The 17,047-nt window shown below is 64.0% G+C and carries 14 protein-coding genes and 1 pseudogene; 9 read left to right on the top strand and 6 right to left on the bottom strand.

Annotated elements, in window-relative coordinates; all coding sequences use genetic code 11:
• Window positions 1-82 precede the first annotated feature (82 nt).
• The 5 genes from FJ948_RS05295 (at window position 83) to FJ948_RS05275 (ending at window position 8,004) form a co-directional block, all read left to right on the top strand.
• Window positions 83-1,171 carry a citrate synthase/methylcitrate synthase gene (locus tag FJ948_RS05295; RefSeq protein WP_140702300.1) on the top strand — a complete coding sequence of 363 codons (1,089 nt, stop codon included), beginning with the start codon at window positions 83-85 and terminating at the stop codon, window positions 1,169-1,171.
• 220 nt (window positions 1,172-1,391) lie between these two features.
• Window positions 1,392-2,522 carry a patatin-like phospholipase family protein gene (locus tag FJ948_RS05290; protein WP_140702298.1) on the top strand — a complete coding sequence of 377 codons (1,131 nt, stop codon included), beginning with the start codon at window positions 1,392-1,394 and terminating at the stop codon, window positions 2,520-2,522.
• Between the two features lie 795 nt (window positions 2,523-3,317).
• On the top strand, window positions 3,318-4,493 hold the full coding sequence (locus tag FJ948_RS05285) for an efflux RND transporter periplasmic adaptor subunit (protein WP_140702296.1): 1,176 nt from the start codon (window positions 3,318-3,320) through the stop codon (window positions 4,491-4,493).
• A gap of 79 nt (window positions 4,494-4,572) precedes the next feature.
• A complete protein-coding gene (locus tag FJ948_RS05280; RefSeq protein WP_140702295.1) occupies window positions 4,573-7,749 on the top strand; it encodes an efflux RND transporter permease subunit in 3,177 nt (1,058 codons plus the stop codon).
• A gap of 96 nt (window positions 7,750-7,845) precedes the next feature.
• Window positions 7,846-8,004, top strand: coding sequence for a DUF3309 family protein (locus FJ948_RS05275; RefSeq protein WP_140702293.1), 159 nt, complete (start codon window positions 7,846-7,848; stop codon window positions 8,002-8,004).
• Between the two features lie 65 nt (window positions 8,005-8,069).
• Here FJ948_RS05275 and FJ948_RS05270 read toward each other — a convergent pair whose 3' ends face one another.
• Both FJ948_RS05270 and FJ948_RS05265 read right to left on the bottom strand, forming a co-directional pair.
• On the bottom strand, window positions 8,070-9,029 hold the full coding sequence (locus FJ948_RS05270) for an SDR family oxidoreductase (protein WP_140702291.1): 960 nt from the start codon (window positions 9,027-9,029) through the stop codon (window positions 8,070-8,072).
• 145 nt (window positions 9,030-9,174) lie between these two features.
• The gene (locus tag FJ948_RS05265; protein WP_140702289.1) at window positions 9,175-9,384 is read right to left on the bottom strand and encodes a DUF680 domain-containing protein; all 210 of its coding nucleotides are present in this window, start codon (window positions 9,382-9,384) and stop codon (window positions 9,175-9,177) included.
• A 119-nt stretch (window positions 9,385-9,503) separates the two neighbouring features.
• On the opposite strand from FJ948_RS05265, the gene FJ948_RS05260 reads away from it, so the two are divergent.
• Window positions 9,504-10,418, top strand: coding sequence for a LysR family transcriptional regulator (locus FJ948_RS05260; protein WP_140702287.1), 915 nt, complete (start codon window positions 9,504-9,506; stop codon window positions 10,416-10,418).
• Here FJ948_RS05260 and FJ948_RS05255 read toward each other — a convergent pair.
• The 3 genes from FJ948_RS05255 to FJ948_RS05245 all read right to left on the bottom strand — a co-directional run bounded on the left by FJ948_RS05255 (window position 10,376) and on the right by FJ948_RS05245 (window position 12,773).
• Window positions 10,376-11,557 carry an MFS transporter gene (locus FJ948_RS05255; protein ID WP_140702285.1) on the bottom strand — a complete coding sequence of 394 codons (1,182 nt, stop codon included), beginning with the start codon at window positions 11,555-11,557 and terminating at the stop codon, window positions 10,376-10,378. The two genes, FJ948_RS05260 and FJ948_RS05255, sit on opposite strands and share 43 nt — an antisense overlap.
• Before the next feature lie 98 nt (window positions 11,558-11,655).
• The gene (locus FJ948_RS05250; RefSeq protein ID WP_140702283.1) at window positions 11,656-11,964 is read right to left on the bottom strand and encodes a DUF1244 domain-containing protein; all 309 of its coding nucleotides are present in this window, start codon (window positions 11,962-11,964) and stop codon (window positions 11,656-11,658) included.
• An 11-nt stretch (window positions 11,965-11,975) separates the two neighbouring features.
• Window positions 11,976-12,773 carry an N-formylglutamate amidohydrolase gene (locus tag FJ948_RS05245; protein ID WP_140702281.1) on the bottom strand — a complete coding sequence of 266 codons (798 nt, stop codon included), beginning with the start codon at window positions 12,771-12,773 and terminating at the stop codon, window positions 11,976-11,978.
• Between the two features lie 214 nt (window positions 12,774-12,987).
• Between FJ948_RS05245 and FJ948_RS05240 the strand changes: the two genes are divergently transcribed.
• The 3 genes and pseudogenes from FJ948_RS05240 to FJ948_RS05230 all read left to right on the top strand — a co-directional run bounded on the left by FJ948_RS05240 (window position 12,988) and on the right by FJ948_RS05230 (window position 15,883).
• Window positions 12,988-13,506: a DUF1036 domain-containing protein gene (locus FJ948_RS05240; protein WP_181173617.1), complete on the top strand. Its 519-nt coding sequence runs from the start codon at window positions 12,988-12,990 to the stop codon at window positions 13,504-13,506.
• Window positions 13,503-14,936 carry a pyruvate kinase gene (gene pyk / locus FJ948_RS05235; RefSeq protein WP_140702279.1) on the top strand — a complete coding sequence of 478 codons (1,434 nt, stop codon included), beginning with the start codon at window positions 13,503-13,505 and terminating at the stop codon, window positions 14,934-14,936. Before FJ948_RS05240 ends, pyk begins: the two co-directional genes overlap by 4 nt.
• 214 nt (window positions 14,937-15,150) lie before the next feature.
• Window positions 15,151-15,883: pseudogene (locus FJ948_RS05230) on the top strand (L,D-transpeptidase).
• Window positions 15,884-15,947: 64 nt separating this feature from the next.
• Here FJ948_RS05230 and FJ948_RS05225 read toward each other — a convergent pair.
• On the bottom strand, window positions 15,948-17,015 hold the full coding sequence (locus FJ948_RS05225; protein ID WP_140702277.1) for an alpha/beta hydrolase: 1,068 nt from the start codon (window positions 17,013-17,015) through the stop codon (window positions 15,948-15,950).
• Between the last annotated feature and the right edge of the window lie 32 nt (window positions 17,016-17,047).

The raw sequence follows: 17,047 nt of genomic DNA, 5'->3' as shown, positions 1-17,047 counted from the left end.
ATATTGATTCTGTTGATCAAGATTGATGGATATAGCGCTCACCCTTATCTCCCATCGGGAAAAGCTTCAAGGAGACAAGGCTATGGCGAATGGGCTCGATGATGTGGTGGCGGCGGAAACCTCGCTGTCGGATGTGGACGGACTTGGCGGTCATCTGACGATCCGCGGTCATGCGCTCGCGCAATTGGCTGGACGATGGAGCTACGTCCAGGTCGTGCGCCTGCTGCTCGACGGATTCTTCGAAAATCTGCCCGATGACGCCGAACTGGCGGCAAGACTGGGTGAGGCACGCGTCGATGTCTTCGACCGGGTCGTGCCAGCGCTGCCCTTGCTGGCCCCGCTTGAGGTCTACAGCGCCATGCGCGCCGGCATGGCGCTGCTGCCGGATGGCGAGACGCTGACGGACGCCTTGCGGCTGATCGCGGCGCCCGCGGTGCTGACGCCGGCGCTGCTGCGCCTGCGGCGCGGCGAGCAGCCGGTCGCGCCATACGGCAGGGCCGACCATGCCGCGGACATGCTGCGCATGCTCAACGGCAAGTCTGTTTCGCCCGAGCTGGCCAAGGCCCTCGACACCTATCTGGTGACCGTCTGCGACCACGGCCTCAATGCCTCCACCTTCGCCACTCGCGTGGTTGCCTCGACGCAGGCCGGGCTGACGTCGTCGGTGCTGGCGGGCCTCGGTGCCCTCAAGGGACCGCTGCATGGCGGCGCGCCCGGGCCGGTCATCGAGATGCTCGACGCCATCGTCGCGCATGGCGACGCGGCCGGCTGGCTGCGTAACGAGATCGCGCAAGGCCGGCGCATCATGGGGTTCGGCCATCGCATCTACCGCGTGCGGGATCCGCGCGCCGATGTGCTGAAAGCGGTGGTGCGCAAGCTTGGTGGCGAAGGCGAGACCGGCCGCCGGCTGGCCTTCGCCGAAACCGTCGAGCAGACGGCGCTCGAGGTGCTTCGGATCGCCAAGCCGCACCGCTCGCTGCAGACCAATGTCGAGTTCTACACCGCGCTCGTCCTGGAAGCATCGGGCTTTCCGCCGGGCGCGTTCAGCAATGTCTTTGCCGCCGGGCGCGTCGCCGGCTGGGTTGCGCATGCCCGCGAACAGCAGACCACCGGACGGCTGATCCGTCCGCAGTCACGGTATGTCGGGCCGGTGCCGGACCTCGTCGCCTAGCCCTGTCCGCCAAGTTCATGCCTGTTTTGGAAGCTCCCGCCTCTCCGCCTTGCACGGCGGAGGGCTTTTCTCATGACCGAAATTTCATGTGATCACGCGACCGTGTTCCTGTTCTTGCCTAGGTTCGTCCTTATATGGTGCACTGCAACATAAGTCGGCGATAGCTGATTCCTTTCAATGACGTAAGGGCAGGCTGGCGCATCGGGATGACAGGAACGCCATGACGAAGAACGGCAAGGCGGAGGAAAAGAAGAAGATCAACATCGCGCTCCAGGGCGGCGGCTCGCACGGCGCTTTCTCCTGGGGCGTGCTCGACCGGCTGCTCGAGGACGGCAGGCTGGATATATCGGCCGTTTCCGGCACAAGCGCCGGCGCCATGAACGCGGTCGCATTGGCCGATGGTTTCGTGCGCGGCGGGGTCGAGGGCGCGCGGAAAAAGCTCGACGATTTCTGGCACGCGGTGGCGGCCAAGGGCCGGTTCAGTCCGGTGCAACGCATGCCCTGGGACATTGCCTGGGGCAACTGGTCGATCGAGAACACGCCGGGCTATGTCTTCTTCGACACCATGTCGCGGGTGTTCTCGCCCTATGTCGCCAACCCGCTCGGCCTCAATCCGCTGCGCGACGTGGTCGCGCAGGAGATCGACTTCAGGAATGTTCGCGCCTGCAAGTCGATGGAATTGTTTATTTCCGCCACCAATGTCGAGACGGGGCAGTTGCGGGTATTTTCCGATGGCGAGATCGACCTCGACACGGTGATGGCCTCGGCCTGCCTGCCGCAACTGTTCCGCGCCGTCGAGATCAAGGGCGTGCCCTACTGGGATGGCGGCTATGGCGGCAATCCGGCGCTCTATCCGTTCTTCAAGACGGCGGCGACCGAGGACGTGCTTCTGGTGCAGATCAATCCGGTGGTGCGCGAGGGGACACCAAGGAGCGCCAACGAGATCCAGAACCGCATCGACGAGATCACCTTCAATGCCGGGCTGCTGCGCGAGTTCCGCTCGATCGCCTTCGTCAAGGAACTGATCGCTGCCGGCCGCCTGCCGCATGGCGAATACCGCGACATCCGCATGCATCGCATCGATGCCGACGAGGCGTTCAAGGATCTGTCGGCATCCTCGAAGGTCAATGCAGAATGGGCGTTCCTGACCTATCTGCGCGACCTCGGCCGCACCGCCGCCAGCGACTGGCTTGAAGAGAATTACGACGCCGTCGGCAAGCGCGCTACGCTCGATCTTTCCGGCGAACTCGATGACGGTTTCAAGCCGGTGCGTGGTCCCGCACCGGGCCGCCGGGTGAAGGAATTCCTCGCCGTGCGCAAGAACCCGGAGGCAGAGCGCCGTCGGGCCTGAGCCCGTCGGCATCGTTTGCCTGCACGCATTGCAAGGGCCGCGGAGGAGAAAGCTTGTTGGCCTGACAGCAACCCTGGCGTGCGGGCGAGCCCACATCATGCTGACGCCTGCTGCCACCGACGGTTTGAGCGGCGCGGGTCCGAGGCGGGGTCGCGAACAAAGGGCGCAACGGTCGACAAGGAATCGTCAATGGGGCGAGATACAAGCGCTCTCGTCGCTTCGGGCCCGATCTCGCGCATGTCAAGATATACCGATCCGGGCTTCGTAGCGTCGACGCATTGGCGTTTTCAGCATCTGTCTGGACTTTGGCCGACTGGGTCGGGCGGACGCGACCTGAAGGAATTGTGAAGCCATTTCCAAAGCAATTTCAGTTATTTGGCCGCGCTACGGCAATCGACCCTTGCCGACCGAACGGATAAGGATCGTTGGCTTCATACCGGCGCTTCCAATCAGAGACGCGATTTGCATGGCGGCTGTATTTCGGGACTGGCGGACGGACCCATGGCCGGCCGGACCGGCCGCCCGTGGTCGGCGTTTCAAGGGCGGATCGGCAACCGGGGGCAGGCATCGGCAGAGTAACAGGGCAAGTCACGAGAACCGTTTCATCGCGGTCACACCTTGTCCGGCTACGCAATGCTGCTGCAACTTTCGGACTATATTGCGGTGCAACTTTGATGTAGAAGCGCGCTCGCCGATCACGGCAATTTGAACACGGTCAGGCGCGCACCCATATCGGCGACGCGCCCGCGCTACGCAAGGCGCGGTGCTGGCCGAACCCGCAACGGAAAAACGACGATGCCTAAAATCAGGTTTCACAAGCTTGCAGCCATTGTTGTGCTCATCGGTTTCGCGGCCTGGATGGCGACAGGCGAGTTCTCGTCGGTCGGCAGCGTAGCGGCCAACAAGGCCAAGGCAGCCGAGGTCGAGCAGGGCAAGGCGCCGGACGCGAGCAAGCCGAAGACGGCGGAAGCCGAACCCAAGGCCCCGTTGCGCACCGTCGCGGTGGTGACACCGCCGCGCAAGACCTATGCGCGCGCCATCCGCATTTCGGGGCTGACCGAGGCCGACAAGCGCGCGGTGCTGGCAACCCGCGTCGCCGGCATCATCGAAAAGCTGCCGGTCAAGCAAGGCGATCACGTCAAGACCGGCGACCTGGTGCTGATGCTGGCGGCGGAAGAAAAGATCTCGATGCGCGACAATGCCAAGCAACTCGTCGCGCAGCGGCAGGCCGAACTGGATGCCTCGCTGCGGCTGATGAGGACCGGCAATTTGCCCAAGCTGCAGCTCGACACCGCCCGCTCCAATCTGACCCTGGCGCAATCGCAGCTGGATACCGCGCAGGCCGAGCTCGACCGCAACGAAGTGAAAGCGCCGTTCGACGGCGTCATCGACCGGGTGCCGGTGGAACTCGGCAGCTCCGTCATGCAGGGCGGCGAGGTGGCTACCATCCTCAAGCTCGACCCGGTGATCGCGCGCGGCGAGATCAGCGAGCGCGACCTCGGCTATCTCAAGATCGGTGACAAGGCCAACGTCCGGCTGGTCAGCGGCCAGACCGTCGAAGGCACCGTGCGCTATATCAGCCGCGACGCTTCGTCGGCGACCCGCACCTTCCGCGTCGAGATCGCCATCCCCAATGCCGATGGCTCGGTGCCGGCCGGTATGACGGCGGAAATCCAGCTCAGCGCCTTGCCGACCGACGCGGTGCTTTTGCCGCGCTCGGTGGTGACGCTGGGCGACAAGGGGGATCTCGGCATCCGCTCCGTCGGCAAGGATAACAAGGTGGCGTTCTTCCCGATCGACCTGGTCGACGACACGCCGACCGGTCTCGTGCTTGGCGGCATCCCGGCCGATGCGCGCATCATCGTCGCCGGCCAGGAACTGGTGAAGGAAGGCGACGAGGTCAACCCGGTCGAGGCCGACCAGGCGACCATCAACAAGCTGATCGGTGAAGCCACCGCCGGGACGCAGTAGCGCAGGGCGCCGGCGCCGGGCCTTGCCCGGCGACAGCATGTCCGTTCGCCACTCCCGAAGCCAACAGCAGGCATAAGTCATGGATATCGTCAGACTCGCAATCAACAATGCCCGCCTGACCATCTCGGTCCTGGTCTTCCTGCTGATCGCCGGCTGGGTCGCCTATCAGTCGACGCCGAAGGAAGCGGAACCGGACGTTCCGATTCCGATGATGTATGTCAGCCTGATCTATCAAGGCATTTCGCCTGAAGATTCCGAGCGACTTCTGCTGCGGCCGATGGAAAGCAAGCTGAAAAGCCTGAAGGGCCTCAAGGAGATGCGCTCGGCCGCGTTCCAGGGCGGCGGCTACGTCCTGGTCGAGTTCCAGCCGCAGACGAACCTGGCGACAGCACTGCAGGATACCCGCTCCAAGGTGCAGGACGGCAAGGCCGACCTGCCGCAGGCGGCCGAGGAGCCTGTCGTCACCGAGGTCAACATCTCGGAATTCCCGGTGCTCGTCGTCACGCTATCGGGCGAATTGCCCGAGCGCGTCTTGACGGCGGCGGCGCGTGAACTGCGCGATCGCATCGAGGAAGTGCCCGGCGTTCTCGAAGGCTCGTTGCAGGGCTCGCGCGACGATCTCGTCGAAGTCGTCATCGATCCGATGAAGCTGTCTTCATACGGCCTGCAACTCGACCAGCTGATCGGCGCGGTCGGCGCCTCCAACAGCCTGGTCGCGGCCGGCAACATCGAGGGCTCGCAGGGCAAATATGCCGTCAAGGTGCCGTCCTTGATCGAGACGCCCGAGGATGTCGCTGCACTTCCCGTGGTCGCCGGGCCCAATGCGGTGGTTCAGGCCAAGGACATCGCGACCATCCGCTCGACCTTCGCCGACGCCACGACGATCACGCGCCTCAACGGCAAGCCGGCCATCGCCATCGAAGTCAAGAAGCGCATCGGCGCCAATCTGATCGACACACTCACCAAGGTCAGGGAGGTCTCCGACGCCTTCGTCAAGACCATGCCCGAAGGCATGCACGTCACCTACACGCAGGACAAGTCGGTCTTCGTCAACCAGTTGCTGGGCGACCTGCAGAACCACGTGATGATCGCCGTGATCCTGGTGTTCATCGTCATCCTCTACGCGCTCTCCGGCCGTGCCTCGCTGCTGATTGGGCTGGCCATTCCGTCGTCCTTCCTGATCGGTATCCTGCTGCTTGCGATGATGGGCTACACGATCAACATGATCGTGCTGTTCAGCCTCATCCTGGCGGTCGGCATGCTGGTCGACGACGCCATCATCGTCACCGAATTCGCCGAACGACGCATGAGCGAGGGCATGCCGAAGCAGGAGGCCTTCGCGCTGGCCGCCAAGCGCATGGCCGGCCCTGTCATCGCCGCGACGATGACGCGCATCGCCGCCTTCTCGCCGCTCTTGTTCTGGCCCGGCATCATCGGCGATTTCATGAAATACATGCCGATCACGCTGATCGTGACGCTGTCGGCCTCGATGCTCTATGCGCTGGTGTTCGCGCCGACCCTGGGCGCCATCTTCGCCAAGGCGCCGGACCATCACGAAGACGACAATCGCGATGGCTGGTACATGGCCGTCGTCAAGCAAGCGGTGCGCTTTCCCATCACGGTCCTGGTGCTGACCGTCGTCCTGCTGGCGGGCATCTTCGTTGGCTATTCGAAATATGGCGCGGGTGTCGAGTTCTTCCCGAGCGTCGAACCGGATTACGGCCTGCTCTACGTGCATGCCCGCGGCAACCTTTCGCTGGCCGAAATGGATACGGCGACCAAGATCGCCGAAAACAGATTGCTCGGCTGGCCCGGCGTGAAATCGGTCTACACCCGAGTCGGCAAGACGCAGGGCGGCGGCCAGGATGTGCCCGAGGACGTGGTCGGCGTCATCCAGTACGAATTCATCGATTGGCGCGAACGCAAATCCGCCAACCAGATCCTGAGCGATTTGCGCGGTGTCATGGCCGGCATTCCCGGCGTCGACGTCGAGGTGCGCGTGCCGGAAGCCGGCCCGCCGACCGGCAAGCCGATCCAGATCAGGCTTTCGGCCGTCGATCCCGCGGGCCTCGACGACAAGGCGCGCGCCGTGGCGGCGCGTATCGCCAAGGTGCCTGGCGTCATCGATATCTCCGATGGGCTGCCGCCGCCTGGCGTCGACTGGGCGCTCGAGGTCGACCGCGCCAAGGCCGCCCAATACGGCATCAGCCCGACTTCGGTCGGCACCGTGGTGCAGCTGGTGACGAACGGGCTGAAGCTCTCCGAATACCGGCCCGCCGGCGCGGACGACGCCGTCGACATCCGCCTGCGTCTGCCGGAAGACCGGCGCACGCTGTCGACGCTGGACGAGCTCAGGGTGCAGACCTCGCAAGGGTCGGTGCCGATCTCGAACTTCGTCGTGCGCAAGCCCGAGCCGACGGTCGGCATCCTCAACCGCATCGACGGCGCCCGCACCGTGGTGGTGCAGGCCAACGTCACGGCCGGCAGCCAAGTCGCCGTCGTACAGCAGGAGGTCACCCAGGCCGTCACCGACATGAATCTGGGCAGCGGCATACGCTGGAAGCTGGCCGGCTCGAACGAGGACAGCGCGGAAGCCAGCGCCTTCCTCAGCAAGGCCTTCGGCGCGGCGATCTTCCTGATCTTCCTGGTGCTGCTCGCGCAGTTCAACAAGTTCACCAGCGTCTGGCTGGTGCTGTCCTGCGTCGTCATGGCGACGATCGGCGTGTTCCTCGGACTGCTGATAACAGGCGAGACGTTCGGCATCGTCATGTCGGGCATCGGCGTCATCGCGCTCGCCGGCGTGGTGGTCAACAACAACATCGTGCTGATCGACACCTATGACCGGCTGCGCGAGGAAGGCTGGGACAAGATGGAGGCGGTGCTGCAGACCTGCCGCGAGCGCGCGCGTCCTGTCGTGCTGACGGCGGTGTCGGCAATTCTTGGTGTGCTGCCGATCGCCTTCGGCCTTGGCCTGGAAATCTTCCATCACGAGACGACGATCAACGCGCCGTCGACGCAATGGTGGATTTCGCTGTCGTCGGCGATCGTCTTCGGCCTGTCCTTCGCCACCATTCTGACGCTGGTTGTGACCCCGTCGATGCTGATGGTGTTCACCCGCGCCAAGGTCAAGCCGGGCGCCAAACGCGGCTGGTTCAGCCGGCTGTTGCGGCGCGGCAAGGGCGAGATCTCGTCCCCGGAGCCTCTGGCGGATGTCGGCGCCGAGCCGGCAGTCAGCTTCCCGAAGGCCGCGGAATAGAGCGTTTCGCAAGCCAAGCAACAAAGGCCGTCCGGGAACAACCGGGCGGCCTTTTGCATTGTTCCCTCCAATGCAACCAGACGGCGAGGGCTTAAAATGACGATCAGCACACTTCTCGTTATCATCCTGATCCTGATCCTGATCGGCGCGGTGCCGGCATGGCCGCATTCGCGCTCCTGGGGCTACGGTCCATCGGGCATTGTCGGCGTCATCCTGGTCGTGGTGCTGATCCTGCTGGTGATGGGAAGGATCTGATCGGTAACGATTCACGGCCGGGCCTTTACCGAGCCCGGCCGTTCTCATGCCAGCAAGTTCAGTGATCAGGCGGCTTGGCGCCGGGAGGGTGCGACGGCGATACCAATATCCTGCAAGGCTTTGTTCACCGCCTGGTCGAGAGGCGTGTGGGGGATCTCGCCGATGATGCTTTCCAGACGCGTCGAAGCCAGCCGATGCGGCTCGAAACGCAGGTAGGACATCGAGACGATCTCGCGCCACATCGCCACGAACGGGCTGCCGAGGCACAGCACCCACCAAGCCATCGCGGTCATCTTCAACTGATGGCCGACGGCCTTCTCGGCGGCGGCCTTGATCTCGAGATCGGTGACGGCGTGACCTGGGAAGTTCAGCGCCTCATAGAAACCGAGCTTGTCGAGATTGCGGGCAAGCGCGACGAAGCCGACGGCGAAGTCCGGCAGATAGGCCCATTCATGCACCAGGTCAGCGGGACCGGGTGCTGTGTAGATGCCCTTGTTGATCTTGGCGGCGACGATCAGGTCGAACCACGATCCGCTGCCGGTGCCGCCGAAGAAGTCGCCGGCGCGCAGGAGAATGGTGCGCACCCTGCCCGCCTCGGCCTCGCGGCGGAACAGATCCTCCATGGCACAGCGAATGCGGCCTTTTTCGGTGGTCGGATGGAACGGCGTATCTTCCGATAACACCACCGGCATCGGCGAGCCGTAATTGTAGACCGTGCCGGGGAAGAGGTGTAGCGCACCGTTGGCATGGCAGGCGGCCATGACGTTTTCGGCCATCGGCAGGCATTTGCCCCAGTCGGTGTAGATCGGGTTCAAGCCGTTGAAGATGATGTCGACACCTTGCGTGGCGAGGATCAGCGACTGGCGGTCCAGCGCATCGCCGGCAAATGCGGTGGCGCCTTTGAGCTCAGCCGGTACCTTGCCGTTGCGGGTGACGGCGCGCACATCGTAGCCGGCGTCGATGAAGGCCTTGGCGACTGTGCGGCCCAGCCGGCCATTGGCACCGAGAATTGCGATTTTGGTCATTTCTGGTCTCCTTGCTTGCCTTGAAGTCCGGGGCTTGCCTTGAAGTGCGGGTTGCCTTGAAGTGCGGGGTTTGCTTTGAAGTGCTGAGGTTGAGTTGAAGCGACGGGACAAGCCCGCCGCTTTCCGGATCCTCCGGCATCGCCGTTCAGCGGCTGCCGAAGAGGTCGCGGTTGCTGCCCTGCACGACAGGCTTCTGATTGGTCGCCTCGGATTTGCGGATCGAATTGGTGACCGTGTTGTCGGTGCTGGCGACGGCCGGCTGACTCGCATTGTCCGAGCCAAACTTGTCGCTGCCGGCAAAAGCGGTGCTTGCGGCGATGAGGAGGGCGGCGGCGGTGAGTGCGATCTTGGTCATTTGAGTTTCTCCTGGTTGGTTGGTTGCTGCAGTCCTTATCGGTGTCTGCAGGGTGAATATCGCTGTTTCATTGGTGAATTAAAATTGACTACGGATGTAGCCATGATATTCATTATTGAATGGATGACATAGACTGGAACCTGATCAAGAGCTTCGTCGCCGTGGCGGAAACCGGCAGCCTGTCGGCCGCGGCGCGAAAGCTGTCGGCAAGCCAGCCGACGCTCGGCCGTCACATCGGGGAGTTGGAACAGGTGCTCGGCGTCACGCTTTTCCGGCGTGGGCGAAGCGGCTATGCGCTGACGGAAGCGGGAGCCACGCTGTTCGAACGCGGCAAGGCGGTCAGCGAACAGGCGAGTGCCTTTTCACGGCTCGCCCTGGGCTCGGTCGAGGCGATCGAGGGCACAGTGCGTATTGCCGCAAGCGAAGTGGTGGCGGCCTATGTGCTGCCCGACATGATGGCAAGGCTGGGCATCGAGGAACCCGGCATCGAGGTCGAGATCGTTGCCTCGAACCAGGTCGAGAACCTGCTGCGCCGGGATGCCGACATCGCCATTCGCATGGTCAAGCCGGCGCAGAACGAACTGGTGGCGCGCAAGGTCTGCGATATCGCGCTCTGTGCCTGTGCGGCGACCTCCTATCTCGACAGGCGCGGCCGCCCGGCGGAGCCGGCCGATCTTGTCAATCACGCCCTGATCGGCTTCGATCGCAGCGACGAGATGATCCGAGCCTTTTCCCAGTATGGTGCCCCGGTCAACCGAAACAGTTTTCGTTTCCGGGCCGACAATCAGATCGTTCTATGGGAAGCGGTGCGGGCGGGAAACGGCATTGGTCTTGGCCAGGATCCGCTGGCGGACCGCGATCCGCTGGTGGAGAAGGTTTTGCCCGGCCTGTCATTGCCCACCCTCCCGGTATGGCTGGCCATGCATCGCGACGTGCGCACCAGCGTGCGCATCCGCCGCGTGGCGGACTTTCTGCACGAGGACTTGAAACGCTATTCGGCAGGCGCCGGCTCGGCCGCAAACTCGGCGCGGTGAGCCAATCCGGCCATCAGAAGCACGACGATCAGCAGAGCCGACATGGCGATGAAGATCGGGCCGAAGCTGAAATGTTCGGCGACGAAGCCGATCGCCGACGGCGCCACCAGAATGCCGGAATACCCCATGGTGGTGACGACGCTCATGCCGGTACCCGACGACATGCCTTCCTGGTTGCCGCCGGCCGAAAAGATGATCGGCACCATGTTGGCGATGCCGAAGCCGCAAAGCGCGAAGGCCGCGATGGCCAGCCAGGGCGAGGGTGACAGGCCGGCGATCAGCATGCCGGCGGCCGCGACGATGGCCGAGCCGCGCAGCGTCGTCACCGCGCCGAAGCGGTTGCGGACGCCATCGCCAAAGAAGCGCATGATCGCCATGACGCCGGAGAAGGCCGCATAGGCAAGGCCGGCAACGGCAAGGTCGGCGCCGAGTTCCTGCCGCAGATACAGCGCCGCCCAGTCAAGCACCGCGCCCTCGGAAATCATCGTCAGCAGGGCCATCAGGCCGATCAGGTAGACCAATGGGTTTGCCGGCAACGTAAATTTATGATGCTCGGCCACCTGCGGCCTGTTTTCGGCCACGATATGGGGCACCGCCGCCGCGATGGCCGCGAAGGCAAGCACGGTCACCACCGCGGCATGGGCGAGATGGCCATAGGTCTGGATGGCAAAGCCGCCAAGGGCGCCGCCGGCAAAGCCGCCAAGGCTCCAGAAGCCGTGCGAGGACGACATGATGGCGCGCCCCAGCCGCCGTTCCACGACCACCGCGTTGGCGTTCATGGCGACATCCATGCCGCCGATCGAGCCGCCGAAGATGAACATGGCGACGGCCGCCAGCGGCACATCGGGCGCCAGCGCCACGACCAGCAGGCCGAGGCTGCCGCACAGGGCGAACCAGCGCAGCACGGTGCGCGAGCCATGTTTGGAGATGAGGTGACCGCACCAGGTCATGGCGGTGACCGCGCCGGCGCCGAACAGAAGGATCAGCAGGCCGAGGGTGAATTTCGAAATATCCAGCCGGGTCAGGAACACCGGGATCTGCGGCGCCCAGCTGCCGGTCAGGAAACCGTTGGCGAGGAAAATGGCCGCCACCGCCCATCGCCCGCGGATGGCCGTCTGCATGGCGTTGGAAGCATTCATGGGTCGATTCCGGTCAGAAAATGGCTTTGCGAGGCAAATTAGATCGATTCAATTTCCAGTCAAGCGCTGTTGTGGGAAAGCATTTGGGCCAAACGGACTTAGTGATCCCTAGGCCGCCGCGCCTCGAACTCGGCCTTCTTGGCGTCGGAAGCCTCTGTCTGGTTGAGCGCCTGCCACTCGGCATAAGGCATGCCGTAGACGATCTCGCGCGACTGATCCTTGCCGAGATCGACGCCCTCGGCATTGGCCGCCTCTCGATACCAGTTCGACAGGCAGTTGCGGCAGAAGCCGGCCAGGTTCATCAGGTCGATGTTCTGGACGTCGCTGCGTTCGCGCAGATGGCTCACCAGCCGGCGAAAGGCGGCGGCCTCGAAGTCGCGCTTCTGCTCGTCGCTGAGTTGGGTCATCGAAACCTCCGTCATAACGGCCCGGTGCGCGAGCCGAACATCTTTACCGCATGTATATCGGCACGGCGGTCGATCGCGTCAACGATCGGGGCCAGCCGCCCGGCCCAGGCGAGAATGCCCTTCTGGTCCGCTATCAGGTCCTGGCGGATTTCGATCAGCGCGTGGGCATAGCCATTGACGATGGCATGCTTGAACATGGTGTCGCCGCGCAGCGCGCCGTCATAGGGCTCGTTGTCGCCAACGACGAGGTTGGCATCGGCGGCGAGCATGTCGATCAGTGGCCGCGCCACGCGGTCGTCCCTGTCCCAGAGGATGCCGACATGCCAGGGCCGCTGCCTGCCCTGCATGGCAGGGGTGAAGGAATGCACCGAGAAGATGAAGGGCGCTTGCCCCGAAGCCTGCGCCACCGACGCGATCATGGCGCCGACGGCGTCGTGATAGGGGCGGTAGAAGCGATCGAGCCGCCTTTCGCGCTCCTCCGGCGCCAGGGGATAATTACCCGGAATGATGGTGCCGTCGTAGAGCTGGCGAATGAGGGTCGGATCGTCCTCGCCCCGGTTGGGATCGATCAGCAGCCGCGAGAAATTGGCGAGCACCGCCGGCGCGTCCAGCAGGGCCGCCAGTTCGCGCGTCACCGCTTCGACGCCGATGTCATAGGCGATATGGCGATCGAACTCGGCCGCAGGCAAGCCCAGGCTGCCATACTCCTCCGGCAGGTCGCGGCGGGCATGATCGGCCAGAAGCACGACGCCCCGCTTGCGGTCGCCCTCGACAATATCGAAGGGCGCGAAAACTGTGGATCGGGTCATTGGCGGGAAATGGTCGTTCGCTGGCCTTCGGGGAGGATGCTATCGTCATTCCACGAAGACGACGTGTGCGCAATGCCGTTGTTTGGCCAAGGTTTCCCGGGAAATCTGGCAAGGGCGACGGATCGTGCGCCGGGAGCCTTCCTAAATCGATTGGAATTGGTCAAAACGGCGCGTTGACATGCGCCCGGACTTTTCCGAAAAGGGGCGCAGAGAGATGCTGATGTGGTTCTTCAGGGGTTTTGGGATGGGTTCCGTCGGCGGGCAGCGCGCGCGCCTTGCCTTTGCCATGCCGCTCCTGACGCTCGCCGTGGGCCTGTCCGCGATGGTGGCGGCCTCACCGGCGCGTGCCGATTTCCGCGTCTGCAACGCCACGCAAAACCTGGTCGGCGTCGGCATCGGCTACCGCGCCAAGGCCGGTTGGATCACCGAGGGCTGGTGGCACATCGAAGGATCGAGCTGCAAGACGTTGATCGAAGGGCCGCTGTCATCAAGGTTTTACTATCTTTATGCAGAAGACGCCGAGCGCGGTGGACGCTGGGACGGCCCGATCAACATGTGCGTGGCTGAAAAAGAGTTCAAGATCGCCGGCGTAAACGACTGCGTCGCCCGGGGCTTCCAGCGCGCCGGATTCCAGGAATATGACACGGGCGAGCAGGCAAGCTGGATGGTCCAGCTGACCGACGAGCCCGCAACGGGAGGCGCCCCAGCCGCCCCGGGAACGAATAGTCAATGAGACGTAGCCGCAAGGTCAAGATCCTAGCCACAATCGGTCCGGCCTCCTCGTCCGAGGAGATGCTGCAGAAGCTGTTCGAAGCGGGCGCCGATGTGTTCCGCATCAATATGAGCCATACCGATCATGAGCTGATGCGCACGCTGGTCGGCCGTATCCGATCCGTCGAGGAAAAGGTCGGCCGGCCGATCGGCATCCTGGCCGACCTGCAAGGCCCGAAGCTGCGTGTCGGCAAGTTCGCCAATGGCAAGGAAGTGTTGACGCCGGGCCAGACGTTCACGCTCGACGACAATCCCGAGCCCGGCACGTCGACCAGGGTCTATCTGCCGCACCCCGAAATCCTGAGCTCGGTCGAAGCAGGCCATCGCCTCCTGATCGACGATGGCAAGCTCGAACTGAAGGCGGTGAAGAGCGACGGCAAGTCGATCGTCTGCACCGTCATTGCCGGCACCACCATTTCCGACAAGAAGGGCGTCAGCCTGCCCGACACCGACCTGCCGGTCGGCGCGCTGACCGAGAAGGACCGCAAGGACCTCGACGCGGTGCTGGCGACGGGCGTTGACTGGGTCGCGCTATCCTTCGTGCAGCGGCCGGAAGATCTGGCCGAGGCGCGCAAGATCGCCCGTGGCCGGGCGCTGATCATGGCCAAGATCGAAAAGCCGCAGGCTGTGGCCCGGCTGGCCGAGATCATCGAACTGTCCGACGCGCTGATGGTCGCCCGCGGCGATCTCGGTGTCGAAATGCCGCTCGAAGCCGTGCCCGGCATCCAGAAGCAGATCACGCGCGCCGCGCGCCGCGCCGGCAAGCCGGTGGTGGTCGCCACGCAGATGCTGGAATCGATGATCACCGCTCCGGTGCCGACCCGGGCCGAAGTCTCCGATGTCTCGATCGCCGTCTTCGAGGGCGCGGACGCCATCATGCTGTCGGCGGAATCGGCGGCGGGTGCCTATCCGGTCGAAGCCGTGGCGATGATGAACCGCATCGCCGCCAAGGTCGAAACCGACCCGACCTATGCCGGCATCATCAACGCGCAGCGCTCCGAGCCGGAAGCAACGGGCGCCGACGCCATTTCGCTGGCCGCCCGCGAGATCGCCGAGACGCTGAAACTGTCGGCGATCATCACCTACACGGCATCAGGCACGACAGGCCTTCGCGCCGCGCGCGAGCGGCCGCAAGTGCCGATCATCGCGCTGTCGCCGATCCTCAACACGGCGCGGCGGCTGTCACTTTTGTGGGGCACGCACTGTGTCGTCTCGCCCGATGCCACCGATCTCGACGACATGGTGAACCGCGCCTGCCGCATTGCGCTCGAAGAAGAATTCGGCAAGCCCGGCGATCGCGTCATCATCACCGCCGGTGTGCCGCTCAGGACGCCAGGATCGACCAACATGCTGCGGATCGCCTATGTGGGGTCGGAAACAGCCGGCCGGTAAGCCTTCCCGAGGGAACACCGCACGAACCGACGTCACCTTTGGGCGACATGCATTGGCGCAGAGCCCACTGTGGCCACAGTGCAACAAAAGTCTGGATAATCATCGCCGCCCTTGTCTCGACACAGGGCTGCCGCGATCCACTATACAAGACACGGTGAGGCGGCGCTAACAGCCGCTCACCCGCCCGAATTTCCTTCGCTTGAAAGTATATTGAATGTCATTTGCCGTTTCACGCCGGTCCCTGCTGACCGGGCTTTCGCTTATTGGCGTTTCGACCATCTCCGCCTGTGCCCAACTGCCAAGGCAGTCGATCAGCTTGGCGAGCACGCCTGCCCCGGTTCCGCTCGAACCGAAACCGGAAAAGGCGACCATCGACGCCGCCGCGCCTGAAACCGTAAGCCCGGCGTCGCCCGATTATGCGGGCATGTACAGCGCGGTCGAAGACGGCGGCCATGCGCTGCCGGCAATCCCGTTCGCCAAGGTCGACGGGCGGTTCCTGAGGCAGATCGTCGACGATCCGACAGGCGAAAAACCCGGCATGATCGTGGTCAATACGACCGACAAGCACCTTTACTGGGTGCTCGAGGGCGGCAAGGCCATGCGCTACGGCGTCGGACTGGGGCGCCAGGGCTATTCCTGGAAGGGCCGCGCGATCGTCCAGTGGAAACGCAAATGGCCGACCTGGACGCCGCCTTCGGCGATGATCCGCAGGGATCCGAAGCTGGAAAAATGGCGCCAGGGCATGCAGCCCGGCATCAGCAACCCGCTCGGGTCGCGTGCGCTCTACATCTTCAAGGACGGGGTCTACGCTTTACCGGATCCATGGATCGCCGGACTGGAAATCGATCGGCAAATCCGCGTCATCCGGCTGCGTGCGCATGTTCAATCAGGACGTCATGGACCTCTACGCTCGGGTTCCCGGCAAGACGCCGCTGCTGGTCATCTAGACTAGCGGCTGGCGACGTCTGCCGAGAGGGGCGCACGCGTCGGATGACTCCTGGATGACATCCGTCAAGTCGGCGCAAGCTCCGCTTCAGGTTCCTTGATGTCGGCGCATTTGCCCACGCCATAGGCGTCGCCCGATATCCGGGTCTCGACCGTCCTGGCCATCGCCTCCAGATCGATATCCTTGCCAGCGACTTTCTCGATGGCCCCGACGACGAGATCCGAGGCGATCCAGTCCGGCTTGTGGCCGAGATTGTGAACCCAGACAAGCTCGGCGCCCGCTATGTCGCGCACCAGGCCAACGGAATGGATATGCGCGTAGACGACCTTGTCCCTGTCGCCCGAAATGACCACGGTCGGCGCCGTGATCTCCTTGTAGTGCGGTGCCGCGCCAAGCGCATAGCGATAGAGCCCGGCGACGTCGGTGGCGTTGGCGCGAAAGGCCGATGGCCGCAGCACCAGCGGGATCGAGGCCGAGGCGAGATAATTGTCCGGCACTTTGTTGGGCGAGAAGACGCAGGTCGTGGCATCGGCCATCTGCAGCGATCCGGCCGGATAGGTCAGCGTTTCGGAAAACAGCCGGCCGATCACCGGAAGAGTGGTCACATCGTAGTACCAGGACGTCGCGCCGCCAGGCCAGGGATGGGTAGCCGGCGCCAGGAAGACGAGGCCGAGCGTCTTGTCGGCATGTTCGCGGGCGAAGGCCGCCGTCACCACGCCGCCGAAGGAATGGCCGACAATGATGGCCTTCTTGATGCCGAGATGGTCCATTAGCGCCGCGATGGTGTTGGCCTGTGCCGATGGATTTTCATTGTTGCCGGGACCGCGTCCCGACCAGCCGGCTCCCGGTCGGTCGAAGAACAGCATTTCGGCGCGACCTTCGAGCAACGGCCTGAGTGGCAGCATCTGGTCCTTCAGATTGGCGCTGGCGCCATGGATGAAGACGATCGGCGGCAGGTCCGCATTGGTTGGCGCGGGAATGTGGACATAGTGGATGCGGGCGCCGTCGATGTCGGCGAAGGCGCCGACCGGCGAACCGCGGCGCTCGACCAGCCATGAGCCGACGCGGGTCACGCCGACAAGGGTCAAGATGAGTGCGACGAGGAAAGCGAGGACGGCGTAGATCAGGTTCATGCGGGATATACGGGGGCGGGGCGGGATTAGTT

The sequence above is a fragment of the Mesorhizobium sp. B2-3-12 genome (genome assembly GCF_006442205.1).
Lineage (GTDB): Bacteria > Pseudomonadota > Alphaproteobacteria > Rhizobiales > Rhizobiaceae > Mesorhizobium.
This window is presented reverse-complemented; position numbering and strand designations above follow the sequence as displayed.

Coding starts and splice junctions, on each gene's coding strand:
- FJ948_RS05295 (WP_140702300.1), top strand. CDS start 83: ATGGCGAATGGGCTCGATGATGTGGTGGCGGCGGAAACCTCGCTGTCG.
- FJ948_RS05290 (WP_140702298.1), top strand. CDS start 1,392: ATGACGAAGAACGGCAAGGCGGAGGAAAAGAAGAAGATCAACATCGCG.
- FJ948_RS05285 (WP_140702296.1), top strand. CDS start 3,318: ATGCCTAAAATCAGGTTTCACAAGCTTGCAGCCATTGTTGTGCTCATC.
- FJ948_RS05280 (WP_140702295.1), top strand. CDS start 4,573: ATGGATATCGTCAGACTCGCAATCAACAATGCCCGCCTGACCATCTCG.
- FJ948_RS05275 (WP_140702293.1), top strand. CDS start 7,846: ATGACGATCAGCACACTTCTCGTTATCATCCTGATCCTGATCCTGATC.
- FJ948_RS05270 (WP_140702291.1), bottom strand. CDS start 9,029: ATGACCAAAATCGCAATTCTCGGTGCCAATGGCCGGCTGGGCCGCACA.
- FJ948_RS05265 (WP_140702289.1), bottom strand. CDS start 9,384: ATGACCAAGATCGCACTCACCGCCGCCGCCCTCCTCATCGCCGCAAGC.
- FJ948_RS05260 (WP_140702287.1), top strand. CDS start 9,504: ATGGATGACATAGACTGGAACCTGATCAAGAGCTTCGTCGCCGTGGCG.
- FJ948_RS05255 (WP_140702285.1), bottom strand. CDS start 11,557: ATGAATGCTTCCAACGCCATGCAGACGGCCATCCGCGGGCGATGGGCG.
- FJ948_RS05250 (WP_140702283.1), bottom strand. CDS start 11,964: ATGACCCAACTCAGCGACGAGCAGAAGCGCGACTTCGAGGCCGCCGCC.
- FJ948_RS05245 (WP_140702281.1), bottom strand. CDS start 12,773: ATGACCCGATCCACAGTTTTCGCGCCCTTCGATATTGTCGAGGGCGAC.
- FJ948_RS05240 (WP_181173617.1), top strand. CDS start 12,988: ATGCTGATGTGGTTCTTCAGGGGTTTTGGGATGGGTTCCGTCGGCGGG.
- pyk (WP_140702279.1), top strand. CDS start 13,503: ATGAGACGTAGCCGCAAGGTCAAGATCCTAGCCACAATCGGTCCGGCC.
- FJ948_RS05225 (WP_140702277.1), bottom strand. CDS start 17,015: ATGAACCTGATCTACGCCGTCCTCGCTTTCCTCGTCGCACTCATCTTG.